16 protein-coding genes are annotated in these 24,944 nt (G+C 42.2%); 2 read left to right on the forward strand and 14 right to left on the reverse strand.

What is annotated here, in order from left to right; translation table 11 throughout:
- Positions 1-173: 173 nt before the first annotated feature.
- The 6 genes from AC1DQW_RS15380 to AC1DQW_RS15405 form a co-directional block, all read right to left on the reverse strand.
- Positions 174-1,733, reverse strand: a complete 1,560-nt coding sequence (locus tag AC1DQW_RS15380; RefSeq protein ID WP_477454894.1) for an MGH1-like glycoside hydrolase domain-containing protein — start codon at positions 1,731-1,733, stop codon at positions 174-176.
- Between the two features lie 2 nt (positions 1,734-1,735).
- Positions 1,736-2,749, reverse strand: coding sequence for a zinc-binding alcohol dehydrogenase family protein (locus AC1DQW_RS15385; protein WP_477454895.1), 1,014 nt, complete (start codon positions 2,747-2,749; stop codon positions 1,736-1,738).
- A 154-nt stretch (positions 2,750-2,903) separates the two neighbouring features.
- Positions 2,904-4,556 carry a UxaA family hydrolase gene (locus AC1DQW_RS15390; protein ID WP_477454896.1) on the reverse strand — a complete coding sequence of 551 codons (1,653 nt, stop codon included), beginning with the start codon at positions 4,554-4,556 and terminating at the stop codon, positions 2,904-2,906.
- 32 nt (positions 4,557-4,588) lie between these two features.
- The gene (locus AC1DQW_RS15395) at positions 4,589-6,058 is read right to left on the reverse strand and encodes a tagaturonate reductase (protein ID WP_477454897.1); all 1,470 of its coding nucleotides are present in this window, start codon (positions 6,056-6,058) and stop codon (positions 4,589-4,591) included.
- Between the two features lie 26 nt (positions 6,059-6,084).
- Positions 6,085-7,986, reverse strand: coding sequence for a glycoside hydrolase family 88 protein (locus tag AC1DQW_RS15400; protein ID WP_477454898.1), 1,902 nt, complete (start codon positions 7,984-7,986; stop codon positions 6,085-6,087).
- A 161-nt stretch (positions 7,987-8,147) separates the two neighbouring features.
- Positions 8,148-9,803, reverse strand: coding sequence for a glycoside hydrolase family 28 protein (locus AC1DQW_RS15405; protein WP_477454899.1), 1,656 nt, complete (start codon positions 9,801-9,803; stop codon positions 8,148-8,150).
- 296 nt (positions 9,804-10,099) lie between these two features.
- On the opposite strand from AC1DQW_RS15405, the gene AC1DQW_RS15410 reads away from it, so the two are divergent.
- Both AC1DQW_RS15410 and AC1DQW_RS15415 read left to right on the forward strand, forming a co-directional pair.
- Entirely contained in the window at positions 10,100-11,131 is a 1,032-nt protein-coding gene (locus tag AC1DQW_RS15410) for a LacI family DNA-binding transcriptional regulator (protein WP_477454900.1), read from the forward strand.
- A gap of 107 nt (positions 11,132-11,238) precedes the next feature.
- Entirely contained in the window at positions 11,239-11,658 is a 420-nt protein-coding gene (locus AC1DQW_RS15415) for a BLUF domain-containing protein (RefSeq protein WP_477454901.1), read from the forward strand.
- Positions 11,659-11,768: 110 nt separating this feature from the next.
- Here the strand turns inward: AC1DQW_RS15415 and AC1DQW_RS15420 are convergent, their stop codons facing one another.
- From AC1DQW_RS15420 to AC1DQW_RS15455, 8 genes are all read right to left on the reverse strand, one after another.
- Positions 11,769-12,944 carry an acyltransferase family protein gene (locus tag AC1DQW_RS15420; protein ID WP_477454902.1) on the reverse strand — a complete coding sequence of 392 codons (1,176 nt, stop codon included), beginning with the start codon at positions 12,942-12,944 and terminating at the stop codon, positions 11,769-11,771.
- Between the two features lie 6 nt (positions 12,945-12,950).
- On the reverse strand, positions 12,951-15,161 hold the full coding sequence (locus AC1DQW_RS15425) for an alpha-N-acetylglucosaminidase (RefSeq protein ID WP_477454903.1): 2,211 nt from the start codon (positions 15,159-15,161) through the stop codon (positions 12,951-12,953).
- A 55-nt stretch (positions 15,162-15,216) separates the two neighbouring features.
- A complete protein-coding gene (locus tag AC1DQW_RS15430) occupies positions 15,217-16,746 on the reverse strand; it encodes a glycoside hydrolase family 28 protein (RefSeq protein WP_477454904.1) in 1,530 nt (509 codons plus the stop codon).
- 85 nt (positions 16,747-16,831) lie between these two features.
- The gene (locus AC1DQW_RS15435; protein WP_477454905.1) at positions 16,832-18,424 is read right to left on the reverse strand and encodes a RagB/SusD family nutrient uptake outer membrane protein; all 1,593 of its coding nucleotides are present in this window, start codon (positions 18,422-18,424) and stop codon (positions 16,832-16,834) included.
- A gap of 20 nt (positions 18,425-18,444) precedes the next feature.
- Positions 18,445-21,783, reverse strand: a complete 3,339-nt coding sequence (locus tag AC1DQW_RS15440) for a TonB-dependent receptor (RefSeq protein WP_477454906.1) — start codon at positions 21,781-21,783, stop codon at positions 18,445-18,447.
- Between the two features lie 174 nt (positions 21,784-21,957).
- The gene (locus tag AC1DQW_RS15445) at positions 21,958-23,154 is read right to left on the reverse strand and encodes a FecR family protein (RefSeq protein WP_477454907.1); all 1,197 of its coding nucleotides are present in this window, start codon (positions 23,152-23,154) and stop codon (positions 21,958-21,960) included.
- 60 nt (positions 23,155-23,214) lie between these two features.
- A complete protein-coding gene (locus tag AC1DQW_RS15450) occupies positions 23,215-23,814 on the reverse strand; it encodes an RNA polymerase sigma-70 factor (protein ID WP_477454908.1) in 600 nt (199 codons plus the stop codon).
- A 351-nt stretch (positions 23,815-24,165) separates the two neighbouring features.
- Positions 24,166-24,939: an SDR family NAD(P)-dependent oxidoreductase gene (locus AC1DQW_RS15455; protein WP_477454909.1), complete on the reverse strand. Its 774-nt coding sequence runs from the start codon at positions 24,937-24,939 to the stop codon at positions 24,166-24,168.
- Positions 24,940-24,944: the final 5 nt, after the last annotated feature.

The following is a 24,944-nucleotide window of genomic DNA, read 5'->3' on the forward strand; positions in this document are numbered from 1 at the left end:
GGTATAGCAGGTTATGTTAAGATGGTATTAAGGTTGAACTTAATTGGTTGTATTACATTCAAAAATATCAGTATAGCATGGTAGTTTCATCTGATATTTTTCCCAGCTACTGTACGATATTACCATCATTGGAGTCTTTTGCAATCCAGAAAAGCGAGAACGTATGCTACAAATTAAACAGGCATCCTTACCAATACACGCTTAAGCTGTGTGCTATGCATAATTATTTTACCATCGGCATAAATTATAAAACCTTTGCCTTTATGATATTTGGTGCCGGTTTTATCCCATAGGATACTGATATGATGACCATGGTAAAGCACATTATCCAATGCAAACCATTTCCATTGATTTTTAGGGATAAGCGGAAAAATCTCCAGCATATTATCGGCACGGGGCTTTAAGCCAACCAGATCATTGATCACCAGGTCGCAAAAACCGGAGTGGTTATAATAGCTGCTGCGTGGATTATCGCCTTTAAGCCAATAGCCGGTTTTTTCGTCCTGGTACTCACCAAGATACGGCACTCCCCGCTTTATGTGCGATAAGGCATATTTATGCAGTTCGTTATAGAAAACAGCCGGGGTCATGCTGCCTTTGTTTTGATAATTGGTAAGCAAATTTGCCAGCCCTTTTAGGGTTTGGGTAGTAGCAAATGGCCAAACTGCCCCATCCCACTCACAGCCATGCCCGGTACCATGTGTGCGGAACAGCGGATGGCGTCTTTCGGCCGTGGTAATACCCCATGGTGCATTAAAACCTTTATCATCAGTTAACTGATCCCATTGTTTGGCAAAAGCGGGATTATCATCGGGCAGCTTAAAATACCAGGGGATAAATCCCAATTCCTCACGGGCACTGGCAAAGCTCCCGTTGGGCCTGCGTGCCTCAAAAAATGAAGCAGAATCGTTCCATAAACTATCCTGTGCCAGTTTTTTTAGTTCGGTAGCTTTTTGGCTGTACTTACTCCTCAACGAATCGATGCCAAGCAGTGATGCCATTTTTGATAGCGCCACAGCGTTACCATACATATAACTGTTAATGGTAGGTCTCTTATTTTTTATTTTTCGTGAGCCGCTAATGGATTCTTCCATGGCATCCCTTACATCAAACTGCCAAAACAGTTTTGAGGGCAGTTGCTTTTCGGTTTCCCATTGGCGGTAATCGGTATTTAACGCAGGTAGTACCTGCGCTACAAAATTTTTATTGAGGTTAACCAGGTAATAATTATAAACGGCATCATCAATCCAGCTGCTGAAGGCGTGCAAATGAGGTTTCTTTTGCTTTGGATCAACATAGAGCCAGAATTTGATATAGTCGTTTATATATTGAGGATCATGCAGCCAGCGGCCCTCGTAAACCTGGTGACCAAGCGCACTGCTCGAGCTGTTGTAAACGCCCGTAAAACTTACCGGTGTTATAAATTCTGTAAAAATAAAGCCATCAGGTGTTTGTTTCAGGTGTTTACGAAACGTCCACCAGCGGTAATAATATATTTTTTGGATAGCCGAATCGGGGCATTCAAAAAGTGGTATGTTTTTAGCCATCCAATCATAAGCACCATCATTGGTTACATAGTTCTTTACCGTTTCGGTATCTATCGCATTAAAGTAGCTTACATAGGTTTTTAGCTTATCAAAGCTTAACAGTGGCTTTTGTTGCGCGTAAACACCACCTGACGCAAAAACAAGCACTGCAGTTATAAAACCAAATATGATAGTTCTCCTGGCCATATTTATACTTCAACCATAGCTTTAATTACCCCATTGGCAGGGTTTAGCCAGCTTTCAAACTGGTTTTTCACTTCATCAAATGTTACCCTGTGGGTAATATAAGTTTGGGGATTAATCAACCCGTTTTTCATAGATAGGATCACATGCTCAAAATCTTGCCGGGTTGCATTGCGGCTGCTCATCAGGGTGGCTTCGCGTTTATGAAACTCCGGGTGACTGACAACAATATCACCCCGTTGCAAACCCACCAGCACATACCTTGCGCCGTGTGCCATGTATTGAAAAGCGCCATTTATAGCGTTTTGATTACCGGTTGCATCAATTACTACGGTAGGCATATCGCCATTGGTAATTTCTTTTAACCGCTCCAGGATATCTTCGTCCTTTACGTTAATGGTGTGGGCAATCTTCAGGTTATCCCTGCAAAAAGTCAAACGCTGCGCGTTCACATCGGCCGCTATAACCACTCCCCCTGCTATGCGTGCAAACTCCATAATACCCAAACCAATTGGCCCCGCGCCAATAACCAGCACAAATTCTCCCGGCTGTACACCTGCCCGCCGCACGCCGTGCGCGCCTATGGCCAATGGTTCAACCAATGCCAGTTCATCAAAACTAAGTCCCTCGCCGTGCATCAGCAAATGTGAGGGCACCTGCAGGTATTCGGCCATGCCACCATCAGTGTGCACCCCGCAAACTTGTATGTTAACACAGCAATTGGGCTTAGCCGATCTGCATGCAATACAGTGGCCGCAATTAAAATATGGTATAAATGTTACTGCCTCTCCTTTTTCAAAACCATCCGCTTCGCCGGCATCAAGCAGCTCGGCGGCCAGTTCATGCCCCAATATGCGGGGATAACTAAAAAATGGCTGTGTACCCTCAAACGCATGCAAATCCGTCCCGCAGATACCAATACGTTTTATTTTGAGCAGGGCATAACCGGGTTTAAGCGCCGGAACATCAGCGGTGCCATACTCCAGTTCGCCGGGGGTAATACAGGTAAGTACCTTCATTATGTTATTTTAGATAAGAATCAAGATGTTAGAGTCAAGAATCAAGAGAAAGCCATAGTAAGGTAAAGGCTTGGAAAACTTTTATGTTTTAACGCTTTTGTGCCGTCTTGATTCTTGATTCTCGATTCTTAATATTGTTAATAATTGTAAATACCTATAAGGATACGCCTCTTTTCCATGGGATAAAATCATCCTGGCCATGCCTTACCGCGCTTACTTCAATTTCGCCGCCGGCTACTTTAATTACGTAGTCCAGGATCCTTTCGCCTGCCTGTTCAATTGTTTCATCGCCTTCTACTATGGTACCTGTATTAATGTCGATGATATCGCTCATCCGGTTAAACAAAGTAGTGTTTGTGGCGATCTTAACAACCGGAGCTATCGGGTTGCCGGTTGGTGTACCCAGGCCGGTTGTAAACAAAACTATATTAGCTCCCGAACCAACCTCGGCTGTGGTTGATTCCACATCGTTACCGGGTGTACACAACAAATTCAAACCTGGTTTGGTAACTTTTTCAGGATAATCCAGCACATCTGCCACCGGTGATGTACCGCCTTTTTTTGCAGCTCCGGCAGATTTGATGGCATCGGTTATTAAACCATCTTTTATGTTGCCCGGCGATGGATTCATATAAAAACCAGAGCCCGCTTCCTCGGCACGCTGGCTATAGCTACTTACCAGACTGGCAAAACGCTCGGCTTTATTTTTATCCAAACAACGGTCAATCAGGTTCTGTTCAACACCGCATAGCTCCGGAAACTCGGACAAGATAACCGAACCACCAAGCGCCACCAGCAGATCGGACGTGTAACCGATAGCGGGGTTTGCCGATATCCCCGAAAAACCATCAGAGCCCCCGCATTCCAGCCCTATAACAAGCTTACTTAATGGTGCCGGTTTACGAACGTACGTATTGGCCTGCATTAAGCCAGCCAGGGTTTGCCGTATGGCCAGCTCCATCAGGTCGGCTTCCTTCCCGGTTTTTTGCTGATCTAATATGTATAAAGGCTTATTGAAATTGGGTGAGCGCTTATTAATCTCTTCCTGCAGGATCCGTACCTCCGCATTCTGGCATCCCAGGCTTAATACCGTGGCGCCTGCAACATTAGGATGGGTAATATAACCTGCCAGTAAGCCGCACAAGGTAGTTGAGTCCTGGCGTGTACCACCGCAGCCGCCGGTATGCGATAGGAACTTAATACCATCAACGTTAGGGAATATTTTATTACCGGTTACCTGGGCTGTATCGCCATCAATTTCGGTATACAATACTTCATTGATCTCTCCGCCGGCTTTAATCATGCCTATCAGTTGCTGTGCTTTTATTTCATAAGTTTTTTTACGCCCATAGCCCAAAGGCTTTACCAGCGCTTCCTGCAATACCTCAATATTGCGGTTCTCGCAAAACACCATCGGAACAACCAGCCAGTAATTGGCAGTACCCACGCTACCATCCTCCCGGTGATAACCGTTAAATGTCTGGCTTTGCCATTTACTTACATCCGGTTTATGCCAGTCGGTATGGCTGCTGCCAGTTAAAAAGCTGTTGGCTGCATGTACTACATTGCCGGTAGATAACAAACCACCAACCGGGATAGGGCTTTGCGCTTTGCCTACTAAAACCCCGTACATAATGATCTCGCCACCCTGTGGAATATCGGCAATTGCAAACTTATGTTTGGCTGGTATAAATTCAAGCACTTTATAACTATTCCCCTTATATTCAACCTCTTCACCCGGCTGTAAATCGGCCAGTGCTACCAGTACATTATCGGCAGGATGTACTTTTATAATTCGTTGTTTCATCGTTTTAATTTTTTAATAGTGCAGCAATCTGTTTATCCTTTATTCACCTGGTTAAATTGCTCAATCACAGCTGCAGTAAAACCTGGTAAAATGTCCAGGTCGGCATCCCACAAGTCTTTATTTTTTAATATGTTTTGAATTACAGCATCGCTATCCGGGTTTTCCCAAACCTTTGCAAAATATGCAGCCTGGCTATCTGTAACTTTATATTCCCCGTTGTTGTTGGTACCGATATATTGCCCCTCATCCCCCGCTTTAACGCGCATAAAACGGATAAAGGCAGCAAAACCTATTGCCATGCATGCAGGTACTGCATTGTTTAATTTATAATAGTTTAATAATAACGGAATAACACGCATTTTGATTTTAGTAGCGTATTGCACCGAGATACTTAACCACTCATGCCTGATATACGGATTGCGAAACCTATCCAGCACCTTGTTTGCAAAATCAGCAGCTACAACATCATCAATTTTATACGGGATGGCAGGCCGGATCTCTTCAAACACCAGCTGCGTAATAAACTTTGTAAACCGCTCATCATCCATTGCCTCTTTAACCGTTTTAAATCCCGATAAATAAGCAAAAGCGCAGCACAAGGTGTGTGTACCGTTTAGCAACCTTAACTTTAATTCCCTAAACAATTCAATATCGGGTGTTATTACCACACCCTCATCAGCCTGTGCAAATGATAATACGTCCTTTATTTTATCGTCTCCCTCAATAGCCCATAAACTATAAGTTTCGGCCATAATTGAAAGGTTATCCGTATAGCCATTCCTCGTATCCAATTCCCCATTCAATGCAGTATCCGGGCGACCAGGTACAATCCTATCCACTAATGAATTACAGAAACTATTGCTATTTTCCAGCCAATCCATAAAGGCAGGCTCCAGTTTATTCAAATGAGCCAACTCCAATACAATGGCTTCCAGTTTTTTACCGTTATCAACAATAAGTTCGGTTGGGATAATTACCAGGCCACTATCCACACTGCCGTTAAAGGCCATGTAACGTTCATATAAAACAGCTAATAATTTGCCGGGGAATGAAGCCGGCGGGTGTTTACGCACATCTTCCTTTACCAACTTAATACCCACTTCGGTGGTGTTAGATATAATCACTTTCAACTTTGGGTTTCTGGCAACCTCCAAAATGTCATCCCAGGCATTTGCGGCAGAAAGCACCCTGCTTATTGCCGAAGAAATTAACTGCTCGCTCACCTCCTTACCATTTACAATCCCTTTTGAATAAATAGTATACAAATTATCCTGCTTATCAAAATCGTCAACCGTACCTGTATCTGTTGATTTTATAACAACTACCCTGCCGTTAAAAATTCCGCTACGATTAGCCTTGTCAATAAAATAATCGGGAAGGCCCCTTAAAAGCACTCCTGTGCCAAATTGCAATACCTTTTCGGGTAGCTCAAATAGTTGTTCGCCGGGCAATTCGGTTCCTGCAACGTTTATTCTTTTAAGGTTATACTTTGATAAGATCATGTTTTGTTTGATTGGGGTATTTATGATTATTTATGTTTTAATAAAATCTGATCGGCCACCCAGCGTACCAGGTCGTTAGCGGCATTAAAGTTTTCAAATTGCGGAGGCAGCTTCCGGCCATCTACATATTCGTTGTAAAACCAGGGGTCGCCTACGGCAAACACGGCTCCTTTGCCATATTTAGCAGTGGCAACTATTACGTCATTTTTATTAATAAGTCGGGCTATAGCCGGGGCACTAATGTTTAATGTGCTAAGCTCCTTAATGTATACCTTTTTGGCTGTTTTAAATATCCTATTATCGGCGGGTATGTTTATTGCCCCCTGTTCAAACTCACGACCGGCTACATGGTTAATGCTGTTTTTATTAAAACTGATACCAAACTTTGCCATCAGCTTATTAAGATGGGTAAACTCGGCGTTACCCGTATCATTATTTAGTACCAGTAAAACGCCTCCGTTTTTAACCCAATCGCTTATGGCTTTAATGTGCGGTTCAAGTATATATTTTGCCTGTGGATTTTCTTTGGGGATATCCGGATCAACAATAATATAAACAGCTGCATTTTTTAGGTTTGCAGCGGTGGGCTCTTCATTTAAAGTTTGTGTACGGAAGCCATAGTTATTAAATACCTGCCCAAAAAACGAAATGCCATTGTTGTCCCACTCCTCCCATTTATAATGAAATGAGGCTGTTTGGCCGTTAATATCCTGCCGGTGCTCGTCATTAAAATAACTATCCAGCAAAGCTATTTTGCCTTTGCCTGCAGCTAAGGTTTTTAACTTTTCCATTTCAACACTGGCCAGCATAAAAACGCCAACACCCTTAGTTTCATTGGTGACGGTTTTTACACCGGTATAATATTCATAGCTGCCATCACGGTATGGTTCCCCGCCCACGCCAACAGCGCCGCAGGTTCCTTTTATATTAACCTGCCCGGCTGCATCGGTTTCAATAAACTGCTTTATAATACCTTTATATGCTTTTTGTGCAGGTTGCAGGTATTTTGCGGGCAAATATCCTTGCCGTACACTTTTGGCTAAAGCGTAAACAAACATACAAGAGGCGGATGCTTCTAAATAATTATCCTTTTGAGCGCCTTTGTCCAGCACCTGGTACCATACCCCCGTTTGTTTATCCTGGTAATTAGTTATCGCAACAGCCAAACGGTTTAAAATAGCCAGCAACTGCGCACGTTTTGGATGATTTAAAGGCAACTGGTCGAGCACATCAACCAGGCCCATAATATACCAGCCGTCGGCCCTGGCCCATAAACATGCAGATAAGCCCGTTTGCGGATTAGCCCAGCGTTCTTTTTTACTTTGATCCCAGGCATGGTACAGCAGCCCCGTTTTAGGATCGCGGGCGTTTTTTTCCATCAGGATGAACTGGCTGGTTATATCATCAAAATCATTTTCCTGATGAAACTCAGTAGCATATTCTGCATAAAAAGGTTCGGCCATATACAGGCCATCCAGCCACATCTGGTTTGGGTACCGTTTTTTATGCCAGAAACCGCCCTCGGGTACACGGGGTTGCTTGTCTATCTGTTTACGCAACAGCGTGGCCGCCTTGTAATACTTTGGGTTATTTAAAACCCGGTAAAGCATAATGAGGCTGCGGCCCATTAAAATATTATCAAGGTTAAAATCATCCGCTTTATAGGTACGGATAGGGCCGTCAGCGGTAACATACCTATCTGCAGCGCGTTGTATATAGCTAAAATATTCGCCGTTGGCACTTTGCTGCCAAACGCTTTGCATACCCTGCAAAACTACGCCCTGGTCGTACGACCAATTACCACCGGGCAACGAATCTTTCCAGATATGCATAACTGTGGCAGCCATGCGCTGAGACCAGGGCTGCTCCTGTGCCCGAAGCAATAATCCTTGCAGGATAATGGTAAATAACAAAAATATCTTCTTCATTTTTAAGATTATTTTATGGTTGAAACATCCCAGTTATCATTACCGGCCAGGATATTTTTTATAGTATATTTTTAAAAATCAACAGCACTCAGCTGGTGCGACCATGGTATAAGCCCCTTTGCCTACGCCTGTCATCAATATCAGCAGGTATAACTTCCTCATTATTTTGCTGTTATAAGTGAACTACTTTGAGCACCAGGGCCAAACTCAGCTTTATTTTTAGCCTTTGAGGCATCGGTATTTAACAACTGTACCTGGGCCGATTTTTTGCCTGCTATTTTAAGCAGTAATTGCGCCTGGTTATACGTTATGCCGCTAAGAATTATGCTGCTGCCATTTTTAATATTAATAAGCGGGCTGGTATTTTTACTATCCAGGTGCACATTTTTAAGGCTGATGTTTTGCGCTTCAATAATATCAATACCATCGCTTGTTTTGAATATGCTGTTTTCAATATGGATGCCTTTAATACTCATTTCGGGCAGGCCGCGTATCATAATGGCTTTCTCGGCTCCGTTGCAGGCCACATTGTTCACATAAAAATTGCGGAACGCCGGTGTAGCTGCTGTTACCGGGAAATTTGCCTGGTCGTTAACCTCATCTGATTCCCCCGGTGATTTACCACCATAATACATATCAAAAAGTATAGCCTCATGAAGTATATCTTTCATGCTGATGTTTTTGATAAAAATATTTTCGACCACCCCACCCCGGCCGCGGGTAGTTTTAAACCTAAGGCCAATATCGGTACCAATAAACGTACAATCGGACACGAAAATATTGCGGGCGCCGCCCGACATTTCACTGCCAATTACAAAACCGCCATGCGCGCGGTAAACAACATTGTTTCTTACAATAACATTTTCCGTTGGTTTACCCCTCTTACGGCCCTCTTCATCACGGCCGGATTTGATACAAATACCATCGTCGCCGGCATCAAATGTGCTGCCTTCAATCAGCACATTTTTACATGATTCCACATCAATCCCGTCACCGTTCTGCGCGTTCCACGCATTTCTCACGCGTACATTTTGCACGGTAAGGTGTTCGCACAACAAAGTATGAATATCCCACGCCGGTGAATTTTGAAGTGTAACCCCTTGCAGCAATACATTTTTACAATTAGTAAGCACCAGCATATTCGGCCTAAAAAAATCCTTCAGCGATTCATTATCCTTAATGGTTTTCCCTTGTCCAAGTACGCCGGCCCCGGGTGTTTTAACACCTTTCATAAAGCTTTCTGATGGATACCATGATCTACCATTTTCGCTTATAACACCGCCGCTGGCCACCAGCTTTTTCCACTCGTTTTCGGTAAGCCTGTCTTTGCCGATGGCACGCCAAACCTCGCCATGCCCGTCGATAATACCATCGCCCGTAATGGCTATATTCTGCAGGTTGGTACCCGATATCGGCGACTCGTTACGCACAGCGGCATGCCCTTCATAATTACCTTCAATTAATTTATACTGGCTTTTATCGCCTGTAAACTGCAGCAATGCAGCCCTGCTAACATGTAAGTTTACGTTACTTTGCAATACCAGGGGGCCGGTAAGCCATAAACCCTGCGGAATAAGCACTACCCCACCTCCTTTTGCACTGCAGGCCGCAATTGCTTTATTAATATTTGCTGTATTTAGCGTGATGCCATCGGGCTTTGCGCCGTACTTTAAAATATTAATGGTATCCTTTTTAAATACCGGCATATTTACATGTGGCAAATGTTGCCACGAATACGGCGGTCCCTGTGCAAATGCAGTCAGTAAACCTGCTCCAAACAGGACAGCAATACTAAATGATACTTTTATTAACGACATGTTTTGTATAGGTAAGATTTTTAACGCCTTATAATTGGTGACGAATTTATCCAGGGCTATCTATTTGACAGTGTCCATGTAAAATTCCTAAACAAGATTAACGGCTCTTAACTACAAAAAAAAGGATTTAACCAACTAAAACCACGCAATCGTTCCCAGTAACGTTTGCGGAGTTTAACAGTTGCGGGTAAACACGATAAAATCCCGGTTTTTACAATAACTTAGCCGTAAAATAATTTCTTAATATTTGAAAACGTTTGATCTTACCGTAATTTGCAGGATCAGGAAACCAAATTATGTTTGAATCTTATACCATTAAGGACATAGCAAAAGCTTTGGGTGTATCAACATCTACTGTATCAAGGGCGTTAAAAGGCAGTTATGAAATTGGCGCCGAAACTAAAAAGCTTGTCCAGGAGTATGCAGAAAAGGTAAATTACCGCCCAAACCCTATAGCGTTAAGTCTTAAAGACCAAAAAAGCCATTCAATAGGCGTTGTGGTGTGCGAGGTAGCCAATGATTATTTCTCGCAGGCCATCAATGGCATCGAGTCAATTGCCTATAATCTTGGTTACCACGTTATTATTACGCAAACCCACGAATCGTTTGACCGGGAAACGGTTAACGTGCAGCACTTGCTTTCAAGGCATGTTGATGGGTTGCTGGTTTCCCTGTCAGCCCAAACAACCGATACCTCACAATACAAATATTTACATGAGAAAGGGTTTCCTATTGTATTTTTTGACAGGGTTGCAGCCGATATTAATACCCACAAGGTAATTGCAAACAACTTTAAAGGATCATTTGATGCTACCGAACTGTTAATAAACTCCGGCTTTAAAAAAATAGCCCACCTTACCAGCTCAAATAACTTATCAATAACTCAGGAAAGATTTGATGGCTTTAAAGCCGCGCTTGATAAACATGGCCTTGAATTTAAGCCGGGGTATTTAAAACATTGCGAGCATGGCGGGATGATTTATGACGAAATTGAACTTGCCGTAAAAGCCCTGTTAGCTATGGACGACCGCCCCGAAGCTATTTTCATAGGCGCCGACCGGCTTACCATCAGCTGCGTATCTATATTAAAAAAGCTGGGGATCAAAATACCAGGAGATATCGCGCTGGCAGGTTTCACCAACTCTGATGTGGTTGAATTATTTGATCCCCCATTAACCGTTGTACGTCAACCGGCTTTTCAGATAGGGCAAATGGCTACAGAAATGCTCATAAAAACCATCGAAAGCAAATGGCCTATAGAAGAGTTTATCACTGAACGGGTTGAAACCGAACTGATTGCCAGAACCTCGTCGCAAAAGTTGTACTAAAGTTCAAGGCCTTTTAATTTAGCAAAGACGCAGTTTATAAGCAAGTAATGCGTAGTTTTCAACTTCCTAATGCTGTGTAAAATAAAGCGGCATCCAAATTAGAAAAAATGCATTACATAATATACTTAAGCGCCGGGGTTAACTGGTTTAATGAAAGCGAATTAAAGGACATCCTGACCGTTAGCAATGTGAATAATATTCGAGATAATATCACCGGCCTCCTTTTATATGGTGAAGGAAATTTTATTCAATTATTAGAGGGAGAAGAAAATGATATACAAAAGACTTTTAATAAAATAAACGAAGATCAAAGGCATAAAGGAATAACTCACATTGCAAGTGGTGAATTAAAAGAAAGAAACTTCCCTGATTGGGCTATGGGCTTCAGATCAATTGATTCAGTCAGCCTTAATCAATTTAATGGATATCACAATCCTTCAAAAAAAGACTCTCTCTTAAACAAAAATAACCATATAGCTGTAAATCTATTAAAAACGTTTGTTCGAACTGAGAGAATGTTTCTTTAATTAGCGCCAATTTCTTCATGTTCTCAATAAAGAATTCAGTTCTTCCGACAGCATGTGTGTCGGCGCCTTTTATTAATGCGATAAAAGATGATTGAACGTTTCCCGATAAATCAAACTTTCAAAAACACCTTATACCTAAACAATAGGTAGAGCAATGCCATTTGGACAATCACTATAGATAATGCCTGGGCAAATGCCTGCCAGTTAAGAGATAAATGGTGAATTAACCCGCCAAAAAAATAATTGGCGCTGTGCTGAAAATCGATTATGCCTTCTGACGCGAGGTAAATAAGTATAGAGTTTAATCCTATAAGTACAAACGGAAAAGCCCATTTACGATAGCCTGCTACATCAATAATCAAATAGAAAATTGAAAAAAGAACCAGGCTCCATCCTCCCACATACAAAACAAAGGAACTTGTCCAAAGCCTTTTATTTATTGGAAAAGCCAAATCCCATAATAAGCCGAATGCGATAAAGATTAAACCTGCGAAGAAAAGACATATCCCCTTTTTCCACATCGGCCAGTTTGATGATTCGTACTTTAAAAACGTTCCGGTTAATATACCCATGAGCGCGGTTCCAATAGCCGGAATGGTTGATAAAATCCCTTCAGGGTCGTGAACCTTATCATGAAGCCTGCCGGGTAACAACAAACGATCGATATACGATTCGAGGCTTCCATCCATAGTCAAAACACCGGCTCCGTAACCGGGAACAGGAATGAGTGTCATAGCTGCCCAATAACCTACAAGTAAGGCGCAAAACCAAATAATCTGCCCTTTACAGTTAAAATTTAAATAGATGAGACCTGCAAAGAACCATGACAAACCTATTCTGCCTAAAACACTGGCAAAGCGCGTGTTTTCAAACCCGTTAAATTTGAACAAGCCATTAACCACCACGCCTAAAAAAATCAAGATCAAAGTACGCCTGATCATGGATTTGTAGATCTCTTTTTTAGCCTTGTAAGGTAACAGGTATGCATCTGTGACACCATATTGCCCTGTTTTGTTATTCATAGAATATGGCATAGAAATTCCCGCTATGAATAAAAACAAAGGGAAGATCATGTCATAAAAAGTTATTCCATTCCACGTTGTATGGTGCAACTGGCCCGACATCCATAGCAACAAAGGCCAGCCGGTCGCTTTTGCCAGCGTATGAACTACGCCTTCACCACTCATGATCCAAAACATATCAAAGCCACGTAATGCATCAAGCGACATCGATCGCGCGGGTTTTGATTTGCCAACTAATTTGCCGGGCTCAACATCCTTATTCATTATACCTTATTTTAAATCTTCGCCCATTACTTTCCTATACTTTTTATAGAGCTGCACCGCTGTATCCACACTATTACCGGAAGTAACAACGGGATAACTTTTGCTGGTGTTAACCCAGGTCCACTCCCATTCGCTTATGTTTTTGTCAAAAGCTTTAAGGTCTGGCTCCTGCTTATCAATTATTGACTTGCTAAGCACCTCAAAAAATCGTTGCCACCTTACTTTGTAAAAATCATTCAGCAACCCACTCCACTGCCGGCAGGAGTATTCATGCAATGGACTGTTTTTATCTCCCCATAGGGTAACCAGGTTTCGTGCATTACGTTCGTAAAGTTTTTTCTCTGCCGGGTTTGTACCCCAGCTCCTGGCATCCGCTATCCAGGGGCCCAATAAAAAATCTTTACGGGTTGCTAATAATTTATCTATGTCCGTAATCAACTCCAGGTAATCAGCCGCTGCTTTATTGAATGTATTAATATCTTTATCCCGGTAGGCATTTATCCACTTTACCTGTAATGGGCGGGCGTAATTTGCCAGTACCTGGCGTGTTAAGTCAACCAGGTCATAATTAAAACCACTACTTTTACCACAAGCCGGCGCTGCAGAGATTAATTTATCCCAGGCCGGCAGCAGATCTGCACGGTTATAATTTAGTTTTGTCCGTGTCCAAACTGCAGCAGAATCAAGCGTGGGCCGCCCGGTAATAATCGACTCGGCACCATCACGAATAGCTTTTCCGTTAAACACAGTTAACCTGAGGGTTTTCCAGGCATCCAATGCGTCGGTATTTTTAACACCGTATCGATTATAAATATATTGGGGTAACCATTCATCCAGGTTAACGGGCTTATCCTGCCATGTGTTCTGCATCATTAACTCGTACAGTACAGGCGTTTGTTCAATTGCCTCCATAGTTAAACCTATACCAACCATTTTACCTGAAGCCGGATCATGCAAAGCCGTGGCGGGTTCTTTAGCGACGGCATCCATCCTGCCAAACAAACTATTATTACCGCCATAATTATGAAGCATGTTCCAGATCCAGGGTTTACCGAAGAAAGCACTCGTACGCTTCCAGATCGGTTCAAAATCAGTATTCAAATCCAGGATGATCATATGCTCATTTGGCACGGCGCTCAGCAAAGCCCTGATCTGCTCATCGTGCCAAAACTCCCTGTCGCTGTAAAATAGCCAGCCCTGCATTACCCAAACGGCTTTAGGGTCGGCCCCCTTCATGCCATCATACACACGCGCACTTAATTCTGACAGGAATGTAGAGTCATTGGAAGGCGGTTCATTCTCATTAAATGTATCTGCCGAATACAGGTGATCTGTTCCATAGATCCTGGTTTGTTCTTCTATAAATTTCTTACCAATTTCGGCAAAAAGAGGATCTTTGGCGTCCAGTATATAGGTATCCTCAAACCCGTTTTTCCAGTTGGTTTTTTTAAGCTTTGCCTTAGGAAACCGTGTTTTAAAAGATGCCGGCACATGGCCCGTAAATGCGGGCAATACAGGTTTTATGCCTAATTCCCGTTCCCTTTTTAATATTTTTAGCTGCAGGTCTTTATGATTGATTATCCAGCTTTGTGGTAATGGTCCCTCCCATTTATCTACATTACCCATGTAAAACCAGCCAAAGTAAGCAGGCCCGGTAAAAAAGTTCTGCATATCTGCCCTGCTAAAGCCCATGTCGGTATACACTTTGTTCCAAACGTACTCCTGCCCGGTAATGGCCAATGGCATATTGATGCCGTGCATCGCCATCCAGTCTATTTCTTTTTCCCACCGTTTCCAATCCCACCAGCTCATGCTATAACTGTAAGTGCAATAGTTTAAATAGTATCTATAATCATAAGGGCTGTTTTTTCTTGTCTTATGATCAGGAACAGGGAGCTGTTGTGGCAAATTTAAATTTGTACCATTCCAGGTGACCTGGCAATGCGTATATTCCGTTAAATAATAATACAGAGCTGAAGCTACAGCAACACCATTATTACCACGTAAAACTATTTTCCCGTTTGCGCCGTCAACCTCAAAAGCATCTTTGGAATTATTGTTTTCCAATGCTTCAACCACAAACATTTTAGCATGAGCCGGAACGACCCTGTTGATGAGCGCTTGGGACGATTCAATATTTAGCTGTGCCTTTGTTTTTACTGCAATACTGCAAATAAGCGCAACAAGTAAATATTTAAGCCTGTATATTTTTTCCATGGTAATAGGCAATTTTTTATTGGCAATATATCAAGATATAATCTTTGGGACCCGGTTATTGTATTTTAACCGTGTTTTTAGCCTCTGTCATAAACCGGTCGTTCAGCGATGGGTGCCTTACATTGTTTAAAATAATTACAGGAACCACCTTTGAGTTGATAACATTTATTTTACTAAGATTTAGCTTATCTAGATCATCAAAAATGAATGGGCTCCTGAAATCTTCGCCGGCATAATTCATCCGCATATTTTTAATTGTAACACCTTCGGCATGTCGTACGTAAAGACCAGACGCAGGCAATTCCCCAAACATTGAGAATTCCGGATAAGCCTCGGCTTTTTCCGGCACTTTAACCAGGGTATCTGCGTTGAAATAAGCTACATTTTTTTTGGCGTGGCCCCGGTAACTGATGTCAATGTCCTGAAGGGTTACACCGGTAACATTGTACCCTGGCAAGCCCATAATAGAAGAAGGGAAAGCGTTATGAGGGAACAGCTCCGCCGGCCCTTCCATATGATAACCGGCATCCGGTTTTCCGGCAGGGATATCAACTTTCACATTTGCTATAAATACATTGTTGATTTTACCCGGGAGGCTTTTTTTATTGCGCTTACCCAGGCGAATGAATATGGCATTACCCGTGTTTTTTGCAGTTATATTGCGGATATCAATATCCTGGATTATGCCACCATCTACAGATTCAATGGCAATGGCCGACCGGAACGTATCATATACATAGATGTTGCGAACGGTTATCTTCTTAAATCCCCCAAACGATGCTGTCCCCATTTTAAAGGCGCTGGCGCTTGAGCGTATTTTACAGTTAGCTATATATATGTTTTCGCAGGCGCCCTGCGGATCATGCGATTTAAGGCAAATGCCATCATCGGCAACATTAAAAAAGCTATTGGTAAGCCTTACATTTTTACAATCAACCAGATCGATGCCGTCGTTATTTAAGAAAGTATTGCTTATTACGCTGATACTGTCAATAATCATATCGGTACAGCTCCTGTAGTCCTGAATCCAGCATAACCCGTTTTTGATAGTAATGTTTTTTATGGCGATGTGGCTGCAGTTTTTAAACATGATCAGTTTTGGACGGTTATTCTCTTCGGGCCGCATCTGGTGCCAGTCGTTATAAGTTTGCCATTCCGAATCTTTTAATGTGCCATCTTTTAGCATTTTATAGATATCCTTTAACAGTTCATCACCGTTTCCGTCTATAATACCTTTGCCTGTAATTGATACATTTTGCTGCCCATCAGCACAAATTAAAGGAGAAGCTTTCCCCGGCCCGTAGGCAATCCGTTTAGCGGATGCCAGCAATATAGCGCCTGTGCCAAGATGAAGGTCTACATTTGACTTTAGATAAATTACACCAGTAATAAATTTACCCGCGGGTACAAATACTGTACCCCCGCCTGCCTTATTGACCATATCAATCGCTTTCTGGATAGCTGCCGAATTATCTGTTTTACCATCTGCAACCGCACCAAGCTTCTTGATGTTGATGATCGTGTTTTTGGCTTCTGCTAAATTAATCAGCAGCGCCGAAAAAATAATTAATAGTATTGATCTCATCTTTTGATTAATGGAAGATTCAAGGCCTATAAGCAAGATAAATCCCCCAATCTTTACAAGACTGGGGGATTAAAAATATTGGTTGTTAGTACCCAGGGTTTTGTGTCAGCTTGGGGTTTAACTGCATTTCGGGTCTTGGTATTGGAAAAATCCGCTTGGCGGGGTTGGCATCTGTTTTAATGCCCCAGGATTTTTCAAACTGTCCAAAGCGTATCATATCATTACGGCGCCACATTTCCATAGCCAGTTCCCTGCCACGCTCATCTAAAATATCCTGCAAGGTTACAGCAGCCAATGGGGTAGCTTTTGCACGCGCCCTTACCTGGTTAACTAATGATAATGGCGAATCGCCGTTGGTTGCTGTTGCACCCCTTAAAATGGCTTCTGCTTTCTCCAGCAACACATCGGCGTACCTGAACATCGGTACATCATTGCCCTGGTTACGGTCGGTGTTTAAGCTATCCGGATAAAATTTATTATTCCTGTAGCCTTCTTCGTTGGCAAGCTCATCATTGCCGATATCAAAAGTGGCCGGATTTTTCCAGACAATATCAGGCGTAAACTCCAGCTGGTGTACAACCGGGGCAGTAGGATTTGGGCCGCTATAGCTTGCATCAAGCCCTATGTTGGTGGTAGTAATGTTTATTGGCGTGCCATCGTTGTTGTATTGCTTGCCAACCAGGTATTGTTTTTTACGAATATCATTGGCATCGTTAAACAAAGCATAATACTCTTTATAAGTATACACCGGCCCGTCGGGCGTGTAAGGCATTTTATACTTATTTTTCAGGTTAGGATTGATTGTCCAACGGGCATAGTACTGTCCCTGCGCCTGCACACCATCAAAAGGTACGGCAAAAATGAAATCCTTAATCTGCGGGCCATTGTTGGGTTTAAACATGCCCAAATAATCGGCATCTAAACCATACTGGCCGCCTTTTATAATGTTATCGCACATAGCAACCGCATCCTGGTACCTTGGCGTGCCAATGTAATATTGAGCGTTAAGGTACATTTTTGCAAGCACAGCGTAAGCTAAACCTTGGGTTGGCCTGCCGTACGTTGTAACGCCCGATGTAGCGCTCAGATCGGGAATTTGTGCAAGCAATTCACTTTCAATGTATGCAAACACCGCTGCTCTCGGCTGGGTACCCAGGTTGGTGGTATCGCCAAACTTTTTGCTGATAGGCACATTTCCAAAAAGGTCCATCAGGTAAAAGTAGGATAAGGCGCGCATGGTTTTAATTTCGGCAACGGTTTGCTTTTTAGCATCGCTTGCCGGTGTAGCGTCAAATAATGACAGCACCTGGTTACATAAACTTATAGTTCCGTAACCCCACTGCCAGCAGGTTTCGGCCATGCCGTTATCGGGGTTTACGGTATGCAGGTTTACGGTAGCATAGGTACCCCCATCCAGCCAGTTGCCGCCGCGCGCTACCAATACACATTCGTCTGTACTTAAATTTTGCAATAGCCAGTACTGCCTGCCCGGCGCCGCACGGAATGAGGTGTAAATAGGCCCTGTGGCAGCTACATACTGAGCCGGCGTGGTTGGAAAAATAGACGGGGTAAGCGCCGATTTAGGTGTGATATCTAACTTAGTGCAGCCCGAAAGGTAAATAGCCCCCATCAACATGGCCACAAAGCCAGGTTTTATATATCTTTTTAAATTATTCATGTCTGTTAGCTTAATGGTTATTATAAATCAACTTGGATACCGGCAAGGAAACTCCTTGTTTTTGGATAGAAATTATTACTATCAACCCCGATAAACTGGCCGCTTGACTGGTTATCGATGTTCAAATTCAATTCGGGATCAACCCCTTTGTATTTGGTGATAATAAATAAATTGGTACCGGTAACATACAAGCGGATACCATGTACATAATTACCCGAAACATTTATTTTGTATGCAAGGGTTGCATTACTTAACCTGATGAACGCGCCACTTTCAAGATAACGGGTTGAATAAAAGTTGGCATTAACATCAGTGCCTGGTTCGCTCAATGTTAATGTAGGCACACCATGCGCCGAGGCCTGGGTTGGCTGGTTAAAGCTGGCTAAAGACGCGTTCATGATTTTATTACCACCCTGGCCCCTGAAAAAGAAATTAAGGCTGAAGTTTTTGTAAGTAAAATCGTTACCTAAACCAAATGTATAGGTTGGCTGTGCATTGCCCGCATAAGTTTGATCGGCACTTGTAGGTGTTGTGGTTGGCTGGCCATTGGCTCCTAAAAATGTTGATACACCATTGGGGCGGCCAAGATATTTCAGGGTATAAAATTCGCCAAGCGGGTAACCGGCTTCAATGATGGATACGTTTATCCCGCTTTGGCCAGGCCCTTCAGGATCGCCTCTATATATTTTAGATAGATTTGGGGCAAGGGCTGTGATCTTGTTTTTATTAAACGAAATGTTGCCATAGCTGCTCCAGGTAAAGCCCTTTAATTTTATAGGCGTTCCGTTAAGTGCTATCTCCACTCCTTTATTGGTCATACTGCCTACGTTTACAACCTTCCAACTTACAAAGTTATTGATAAGCGGTACCGGAACGGTAGTGATCATATCGGTTGTCTTTTTATTGTAGATGTCAACCGAACCGCCCAAACGTCCTTTTAATATAGAGAAATCAATACCGCCATTTAGTGTGCCGGTACTTTCCCACTTCAAATCCGGATTCGGGTTTTGGGTTACGCCAATAGCACCTATATAAGCACCGTTGTAATAAAAACTGCCTGTGGTGCCATAAAGCGTTATCGGCGTATAAGGCGAAAAGCCCAATGAATTCCCTGTTTTACCATATCCTACCCTTAGTTTCAGGTCATCAAACAGCGATTGTGATTTCATGAAACCCTCGTCGATCACGCGCCATGCAGCAGATGCAGCAGGGAAATACCCCCAACGTTTGTTGGTACCAAAAGCGTTTGATCCATCGCGACGTACCGACGCCTGCAAAAGGTATTTACCTTCGTAACTGTAATTAAGGCGCGAATAAAATGATATCAGACGCAAAGTTTCCTCATTGACACCGCCATAATCAACCCGGTAGTTGGAAGCTGGTGTACCCAGGGCCAGGTTACTATAGCTGGTAGCATCAGAAATAAAATTTTGATTTGTAGACTGAAACCCATTTCCTTTAGTGGTTTGATCTATTGAGTACCCAAACAAGGCTTTGAAATTGTGTTTCTCATTCCAGTCATGAGCATAAGTTAAATAGTTTTCAAATAACTTTTTAGTGTCCTGGTAAGTTGAGCGGATGGCTTTACCATTAAGGCTTGGGGCAAGCTCAGATGCCGAATTGTAATAAGTATTGCTATTAGTATTTGTTTCCTGGTAAGCCAAATTAAAATTGTAAAGCAAACCGGCCGGTAATATCAACTCACCGCGCACATTGCCTAACAACAAATTAACTTTTTGTTTATAAGTATCGTTGGTAATAAGGCCAACCGGGTTATAGCCCAGTTTTAAAGTGGGATCGTTATAAAAAGTACCATCGGCATTATAAATGGTACGGGTAGGCAAATACTGAACTATTGATTTAAATAAGCCCGGACTTTGACCATTTGCACTTGATAACGGAATATCATTAACCAGCAAGTTTGAGTTGGTAACCGAATTGCTTAAAGAAAAATCCAGCTTCAATTTATCATTCAGTGTTTTCTGGGTGATGTTAAGCCTGCCGATAACGCGTTTTAAACCGCTGCTTTTAACAATCCCCTGGTTATCCAGGTAGTTTAAACTTCCGTTATAAGTAGTTTTATCGGTACCGCCGCCAAACGAAAGGTTATGGTTTTGCGAAAAGCCGGTATTGCGTTCAACGGCTTTTTGCCAATCGGTATTTCCGCCGTTATCATTCACGGGCGTAAAACTTTGCCCGTTAGCTTTTACGTAAGCCCTAAGCTGGTCGGCGCTGGCCACATCAAACTGGTTAGATACTTTTTCAAATGCGCCGTAGCCATTGTAAGTCATCCTCATCTGGCCCGCCTTAGCTTTTTTGGTAGTTACTATAATCACACCATTGGTAGCCCGTGTTCCATATATTGCAGCAGCAGAAGCATCTTTTAACACATCTATTGACGCAATATCCGAAGGAGCCAACAAATTAAAATCGGCTCCGGGTACGCCGTCTATTACATAAAATGGCACAGAAGCTTCGCCTGCACGTATAGACGATGGTCCGCGGAGCGTAACAGAAGCTTTGCTATTGGGGTTACCGTCACTGGTAATATTTAAACCGGCCACTTTACCTTCCAGCAAATCGGCGGGGCTTGATACTACGCCGGCGTTAAATTGCTCGGCCTTAACGGTTGAAATGGCGCTGGTAAGCTCTCTTTTGGTACTGCTGCCATAACCTATAACCACTACTTCATTAAGGCCTCTTTTTTCTTCGACCAGTGTAATGGTTAATGAAGTTTGATCTTCAATCAACACCTCTTTTGTTTCAAATCCTATAAAGCGAAATTGTAACGTGTTTCCCTTTTCGGCCATTATAGAAAACGTACCATCGAGCGCTGTAGTAGTAAGAGTTGCAGAACCCTTTATCTGTACAGTAACACCCGGTATGGCAAGTCCGTCCTTATCTGTAACCTTTCCCGTAATACGGCGGGGAACCGTTTTGCCATTGTTATCGGTCGTCCCTTCAGGGTTTAATTCCTTAATAATGATAGTATTTTCATCCAGCTCATAAGTAAGGGGCTGTGATTTAAAGATCTGGTTCAGGGCTTCGCCAAGCTCAATGTCTGATGCATGTATAGTAACAGGTTTAGCTTTTTTGAAAACCTGGTTATTGTACATAAACAAAAAACCGGTTTGCTTTTTTAATTGCTTTAAAACCGACTTTAAATCAGCTTTATCATTGGAAAGGCTAACCTTTTGCGCCAATGTATTTGCACTGATGTGAAGCGTGAATACAAATAAAAGGATACCCGTTATTTTCATAATCCTAAGTACCTGTTTTAAATAATTGTCATATTGACTTATTGATTTTCGTTCCTGACAAAAAGGCGCAGGAATTTTAGAATGCAGAACTTGTTTCATACATTTGAATGTTTGGGTTAAGTAATAATTGGTGCAGTAAATTGGTTATTAACAGGTTAATCCAATCAATTGCCTTCCCGGCCGCAATCCGGGGAGGTATTAATTCAGATACCTTAATTGGTTGGTTTCGTAATTTATCTCTCCATATTTTTCTGATTAGGCTATTAAAGTTAATTATTTTTTGTGAACGATTATTTTATTTTGGTTGAGGGTGAATTTTATTCCGCCTGTTGATTCCAGTATTTTAATTACTCTCGATAGATTATTGTCTCTTTTTATCTCCCCTGTAAAATTCAAAACAGGTTTAGGGCCCTCGTATTCTATTTCAATATTATACCATCTTGATAGCTGGCGCATTACCTGGTCCAGCTCGGTATTATCAAAGTGGAATAAGCCGTTTTTCCATGACACAACGTCTTCGGTGTCAACCTCTTTAACAGCAAACATTTTACTGCCCGGCTCATAAACAGCCTGTTGTCCGGGTACCAGTAAATGATTTTCTTTCCCTCTTGAAATCCTCACAGAACCTTCTAAAAGCGTTGTTTTATAATCCGCCTGATCATTGTATGCATTTATATTGAAATGAGTGCCTAATACTTCAACTTTCTGATCGCCGAAGCTTACGTGGAATGGCATTTTTTTATTTTTAGTTACTTCAAAATATGCTTCTCCGGTAATAGAAACACTTCTTTCTTTACCTGCAAACGCTATAGGAAACGTAATTGACGATTCGGAGTTAAGCATTACTACTGTACCATCCGGAAGTTGTAACTTATATTGCCCTCCGCGCGGGGTCGACATTGTATTATAAACAGGTGATGCTTCAGAAGCTCCGCTTTGATTGTACCGGAGTTCCCCGTTGGTAAGCTTAACAACAGCTGCACTACCCTGAACTGCCAGCTTCCCATTTTTAGCATCATTTAATACAATCTTTGAACCATTAGAAAGAGTTAATACAGCTTTGTTTCCACCTGGTTTAAAATCATTAAAAGTTTTTACAGCGACAAGCTTGCCTGAAGGCTTCTTAGTGTTATAAAAATATAAACCAACAGCCAAAAGCAAAATAGCTGTTGCAGCGTACTTAGCCCATAAAGTTAATATCCCGGCGTTTGATTTTTTATTTACACTAATGGTAGCCGGGGGGGCAACTGCAAACACCGCATTTAATATTTTTTCCCGTTTCCCCTCAGCGAACGGATCATTATCCGGAATGTGCGACACATAGGTTTCCTCCATCAGCCCAACAATCGCATCCTCATTAGACGGATCATTTATGATCTGCATCAAATCATTCCGCTCTTCCTCAGTGGCAGTTTTATGAAAATATTTGAGGAATAAATAATTTAATCTTTCGGGTTGCACTTTGGTCATATACCACTAAAGACCCAAAACGAATAAAAAAGGGGTAACGTTTTATAAAAAAATATTTTTTTATTTAAGAAACAGCGGGGTAAGCAAAATCATGACCACCAGATCTTTATTTTCAATAAGGACGTTGTTTTTTATAAAGCGGGTAGCCAGTTTCAGGTGTTTTTTAACCGTTTCGGCCGAGATATTGAGTTGTTTAGCAATTTCTTCCTGCTTTAGCCGCTCATTCCGGCTTAGTAAATAAACTTTTTTTTGCTGCGGGGGGAGCTTTTCAATCGCTTTTTCTAACAATGCCCGGTAAGAATCTTCCTGTTCAGCATCATTTGGCTGGCTTAAACTATGCTCTAAATCCTTTTCCCATTTTAATTGCCTGACTTTTTCGTTAGCCTTTTTACGAAGACAATTATAAGTTTGATTGCGACTGATTATGAAGATGTAATTACTAAAACTGTCAATTTCTATTAAGGATCCTCTGTTAGTCCAGATCTTTATAAAAACATCCTGAACAATCTCTTCAGCCAGTTCTATGGATTCGGTTAACCTAAACACAAATTCGCCTAAAGGTTTGTAGTAGCCATCAAATAACTTTGTAAAGGCCTTTTCGCTGCCTAAAGTCACTTGCTGTATAAGCTCACTTTCATTAGGAATTGGTTTAATGGCCATTTTGAATAATTACTTATAAATCTATGTAAAAAAAACCAGGTTATAAAAAATTATACATGCATAAATAGCTTCATCACTAAAAAATGTTCACATCATTTAAACGCCTGTTGAAAAAAACAAACGCGTAATGGATCAATACCGGTTATGGTAAATCCATTGATATAATGAAGCATAAAAAGCAAAATATATGATTGTTATACCCGAAACAAGGTGGCAATTTATAAAAAAGATTTACAGTTAGAAGAACGAAAAAACCGGCTTCGTTCTTCTGATAAAGCGTTATAGATAGGCACAATGCAAAAGTCTGCCCTACCGGGGGAGATTTAGATGGGGCCCTTTGCTTAATTACTTTTACTTAAGTCCGTTGGGTAAAGCGCTTACTGATGTCCATCCCCCATCAACAATTAAGCTCTGACCTGTGATGTGTTTAGCCTCATCTGATACTAAAAACAAAGCGGTATTAGCTATATCCGAAACGTAAGCTGGACTCCCCATCGGGGTTATGTCCGACCAGATACGTTCATAGTCGGCCTCCCCGGTAGTGCGTTCGGTTAGTGTTGCTCCCGGCGCTACGGTATTTACGTTGATCTTGTATTGCGAAAGCTCGATCACCAGGTTTTTAGCCAGCATTTCTAAGGCTGCTTTGGTCATGGCGTAGGCTGCAAGGCTTTTAAGCGCCTGATGCCCAACAACCGACGAGGTAAACAGGATTGCCCCGCCATTATCCTGCTGTTTCATTTGTTTTGCCGCAGCCTGTGCCAGGAAAAACGAACCGCCAAGATTGACATCCATTACCTTAGAAAATGAGTCCTTGGTGTAGGTAAAAAAATCACCATATAAAGTAATCCCCGCGTTGGCTATTACAATATCCAATCGTCCGTAAAGCTCAACTGCGGTATCAACCATCCTGTTTATAAAGGCAAGATCACCGGAGTCTCCGGCCATAGCTAAACAATTGCTGCCCTTGCTTTGGTTGATCTGCATTGCTGCATTATCAGCCAGATCGGCTTCTATATCATTTAGGATCACTTTTGCTCCCCTTTCGGCAAGCATTCTGCATATCTCAAAACCAATACCCTGGCCTGCTCCTGTTACAATGGCAACTTTATTGTTAAAACTCATCATATATA

Source organism: Mucilaginibacter sp. P5_A4 (genome assembly GCF_056400605.1).

Excerpts from the sequence above, each read along its gene's own strand:
- AC1DQW_RS15380 (WP_477454894.1), bottom strand. The coding sequence starts at position 1,733 with ATGGCCAGGAGAACTATCATATTTGGTTTTATAACTGCAGTGCTTGTT.
- AC1DQW_RS15385 (WP_477454895.1), bottom strand. The coding sequence starts at position 2,749 with ATGAAGGTACTTACCTGTATTACCCCCGGCGAACTGGAGTATGGCACC.
- AC1DQW_RS15390 (WP_477454896.1), bottom strand. The coding sequence starts at position 4,556 with ATGAAACAACGAATTATAAAAGTACATCCTGCCGATAATGTACTGGTA.
- AC1DQW_RS15395 (WP_477454897.1), bottom strand. The coding sequence starts at position 6,058 with ATGATCTTATCAAAGTATAACCTTAAAAGAATAAACGTTGCAGGAACC.
- AC1DQW_RS15400 (WP_477454898.1), bottom strand. The coding sequence starts at position 7,986 with ATGAAGAAGATATTTTTGTTATTTACCATTATCCTGCAAGGATTATTG.
- AC1DQW_RS15405 (WP_477454899.1), bottom strand. The coding sequence starts at position 9,803 with ATGTCGTTAATAAAAGTATCATTTAGTATTGCTGTCCTGTTTGGAGCA.
- AC1DQW_RS15410 (WP_477454900.1), top strand. The coding sequence starts at position 10,100 with ATGTTTGAATCTTATACCATTAAGGACATAGCAAAAGCTTTGGGTGTA.
- AC1DQW_RS15415 (WP_477454901.1), top strand. The coding sequence starts at position 11,239 with ATGCATTACATAATATACTTAAGCGCCGGGGTTAACTGGTTTAATGAA.
- AC1DQW_RS15420 (WP_477454902.1), bottom strand. The coding sequence starts at position 12,944 with ATGAATAAGGATGTTGAGCCCGGCAAATTAGTTGGCAAATCAAAACCC.
- AC1DQW_RS15425 (WP_477454903.1), bottom strand. The coding sequence starts at position 15,161 with ATGGAAAAAATATACAGGCTTAAATATTTACTTGTTGCGCTTATTTGC.
- AC1DQW_RS15430 (WP_477454904.1), bottom strand. The coding sequence starts at position 16,746 with ATGAGATCAATACTATTAATTATTTTTTCGGCGCTGCTGATTAATTTA.
- AC1DQW_RS15435 (WP_477454905.1), bottom strand. The coding sequence starts at position 18,424 with ATGAATAATTTAAAAAGATATATAAAACCTGGCTTTGTGGCCATGTTG.
- AC1DQW_RS15440 (WP_477454906.1), bottom strand. The coding sequence starts at position 21,783 with ATGAAACAAGTTCTGCATTCTAAAATTCCTGCGCCTTTTTGTCAGGAA.
- AC1DQW_RS15445 (WP_477454907.1), bottom strand. The coding sequence starts at position 23,154 with ATGACCAAAGTGCAACCCGAAAGATTAAATTATTTATTCCTCAAATAT.
- AC1DQW_RS15450 (WP_477454908.1), bottom strand. The coding sequence starts at position 23,814 with ATGGCCATTAAACCAATTCCTAATGAAAGTGAGCTTATACAGCAAGTG.
- AC1DQW_RS15455 (WP_477454909.1), bottom strand. The coding sequence starts at position 24,939 with ATGATGAGTTTTAACAATAAAGTTGCCATTGTAACAGGAGCAGGCCAG.